This window comes from Tenacibaculum piscium, from assembly GCF_021390715.1.
Taxonomy (GTDB): Bacteria; Bacteroidota; Bacteroidia; order Flavobacteriales; family Flavobacteriaceae; genus Polaribacter; species Polaribacter piscius.
Map to the genome: position 1 here is coordinate 1 of NZ_JAJGWT010000025.1, position 3421 is coordinate 3421.

Annotated in this window: 2 protein-coding genes; both read left to right on the forward strand. The window is 25.5% G+C overall.

Annotated features, from left to right (window positions below):
* Positions 1-258 precede the first annotated feature (258 nt).
* Positions 259-867 (forward strand): outer membrane beta-barrel protein, encoded by a 609-nt coding sequence (locus tag L0U77_RS11715; protein ID WP_233901255.1) that lies wholly within the window; start codon positions 259-261, stop codon positions 865-867.
* Between the two features lie 742 nt (positions 868-1609).
* The gene (locus L0U77_RS11720) at positions 1610-2881 is read left to right on the forward strand and encodes a hypothetical protein (RefSeq protein WP_232124595.1); all 1272 of its coding nucleotides are present in this window, start codon (positions 1610-1612) and stop codon (positions 2879-2881) included.
* The last annotated feature ends 540 nt before the right edge of the window (positions 2882-3421 follow it).

Sequence of the window (3421 nt, forward strand, 5' to 3'; positions counted from 1 at the left end):
TTTTCAAGAAAAAGTTCTGAAATATTTTTAACTCGTTTGTAGAATTTTAAATTTTATCGGTTTTTTGAATAGTAATTTAATAATCAAAGTTAGGAATAAACAAAAAGCTACTATTTACAACAACGTATATAATTAATTGCTGGTTTTCGCCTACATACGAAAATCCCTTGGGGGATTTTCTATTCCGATTTTTTTTACTAAATTTAGTCCCGAATTACGCAACAAATCATATACAAATCCGTTAGCAAAAACTATTAAATGAAAAATAAATTAATAATACTGATTTTAATTTTATTTATAAATAAAGTAAATTCACAATCAAATGAATTATCAAATTTAAAACATAAATGGTTTTTTGGTGTTGAAACTGGCTTTAACAAAATTATTTCATTCCAAGATACACCTAAAAGTGAATCATTTCAAATCGGCCTACTTACAGAATACTATTTCTCAAACCAATGGAGTATTAGAGGAAGAATAAAATACTTTAAAACTGGGCTTTCTTTTTCAGATAATAAATATAATTTTGAAGGAAAAGTAATTTCTATTCCGATAAACTTACAATGGGAATTTAAAATTTTAAAAAACTTAAAAGGGTCTTTAAATCTAGGACTAGCTTTTAATCAAGAAATTGAAAGAAAGTATTCATATCCTATACTTGAAAACACCGATTTTTCTTCATTTTTCACTAACTTAAATACGGGAATTGGATTTAATTATTTTCTTTCTGAAAGAATAGCATTTTATACAAATATTGAAGTTTATTTGTGGGGAAATGATAGAAATAATGATGATTTTATTAATATTATTCCTATTTCTACTGACAACAGAATTTTGAATTTAGGAATAAAATACAATTTTAAATAAAAGCATTTGCTAACACCGTATATAATTTATTGCTGGTTCTTGACAAACTTACGAAAATCCTTGGCGGATTTCCTATTCCGTTTTTATTTACTAAATTAGTTGCTCGAAATACGCAACAAATAATATACAAAAACGTTAGTTTTCATTGCTCAGAAAAAATGAGAATATTAAAGAAAAGAGAGAATTATTGAGAATGTTTTTGAATAATTAAAAATCAATAAATCGTAAATTTTTAAACTCATAAAAAACGCTGTTTTGCATAAATCTAAAAAAAGAATATTTAGAGTTTTAAAGAAAAAGTTTAGAAAAAAACTAACAAATTGAAAATCTTTAAACTCGTGAAAAATTGCTGGTTTGAGTAAATCCAAAAAAGAATATTTAGAATTTTAAAGAAAAAGTTTAATGAAATATAACAAATTTTGAATTTTAAACTCGTGAAAAAACCTGTTTTACGTGAATCTAAAAAAGAATGTTTAGAATTTTAAAGAAAAAATAAACAAATCTTGAATTTTAAATTCTTAAAAAACTTAGAAACGCAAAAAAACGTGCTTATAAAAATGTTTCGCAACGAAAAACTAACAACGTATATAATTAATTGCTGGTTTTCGCCTACATACGAAAATCCCTTGGGGGATTTTCTATTCCGATTTTTTTTTACTAAATTTAGTCCAGAATAACGCAACAAATCATATACAAATCCGTTGTAGGGCATTTTACAAATACTTTAGTAAAAAAATATTAGATGGAACTAAGCAAGAAACAAAAAAAAGGACTTGCAGAATTTATAACAGCATTTGCTAATAACTCATTCAAGAATGGAATACTAGAAATAGATTATGAGAACAAAGCATACTACAATCTCATATCAGAACTTTATAAGATAGAAGAAATAAAAGCTATCTATGACGAAGATATTGCTATTCATGGTATTACTCAAGGACTCGAAAGTATAATTAAATATGACCCTATTATTTGTGAAGAGAAAGATGTAAATAGTATTATAAAAAGTGTTATTGATACTTTAAATAATAATCTTTCCGACCATTTAATAATTATTCCAATACCGAATTCACAGTTTAAAGAAAAAATCTCATTTAGAAATTACACTTTTATACCACAAGAATATTCTAAAAAAGAGAAGATAAAAATTGTAAATAGATTAACACGTGGTAAACTGGAAAATACAACTTGGTTTGCTAATCATACTGAGAGTTCAAGGTCATCTCATTTTTGGGAATACCCATTATTTTGTCTTAAACAAAAACAGCAAACAAAATTTGTTCATTATAATTCAGAAAATATAATCAAGACCATCTTATATGCGTTGCAATGCTTTTATTATGGAAAAATAAAAGGTACGGACAATGATAAAACATCGATGTTAATTCGTGCTAAAACAAGAATGCTAAAAAAGCCAAGTCATTTAGCTGTTTATTCTAAAGAGAATTGGCGTCAACATCATAGACCACTTAGTTTTGAAATTGATATGCCTTTCGATTTGAGTTGGTTAAACGAACCTAAATTTAAAAGAGGATTTAATAAGTTTCTAAAATGTATCTATCTAAAAGAAAAACTTGACGATTTAGATTTAAGATTTCTAAATGGAATGTTTCTGTTTTCGGAATCTCTATCTCAGAATGCTTCAATTTCAACAATATTACTGCTGACAATTGCTGAAAGCGTTTTAACCCAAGGAAAAAATGAAAAAAGATTAAGGTTGTCAGCAATATTACCAAAACTAATATCTAAATCTACATCAGAACAAAAAGAGTATTCACGACTATTAAGTGAACTTTATACTAAAAGGAATAATTTTGTTCATAGTGGGGAAAAGATAACTTTAACTTATGATGCAGATTTTAATAAAGATGATTCTGTTGAAAAATTACGTATGCTTATAGCTAGGTTAATTTTAAACTATTCAAATATTGAAAAAACGATAAATAAAGGTAACCGTGCTCAAATGTGGGATAATCGAGTTAATAATATGTTTAATGAAATAATTTTTGGGTAATAAGCAACGCCCTACAACAATGGCTATAATTAATACGGGGTTTAGTGCCTAATCAAAAGCTTCTTGCTTACAACCAAGTCCGCCAAATCTTTTTGATTTGGCTTTATAAAGAAAAAGATAAAACAAAATAAAAAGATTTGGCTAAGTGCTTAATCGGAAATTCAGTAATTTTAATTCCCGTACTAATCATAGCCTAACCGTTGTAAATAATAGCAAAAAAAACTGACCAAAATAAAATAAATAATTGATTTTCAAACAAATAAAAACATTAGTTCATTTGTAAAATTTTAAATAAAACTATTTTAAGAAAGAAAAATAATTAAGAATATTTCTAGTTTTCAAGAAAAAGTTCTGAAATGTTTTTAACTCGTTTGTAGAATCTGAATCAAAACAAATTTAAGAAAAAGAAGAAAAAATTGAGAATATTTATAGTTTTCAAAAAAGAGTTTTGAAATGTTTTTTAACTCGTTTGTAGAATCTGAATCAAAAATAATTTAAGAAAAAGAAGAAAAAATTAAGAATATTTATAGTTTTCAAGAA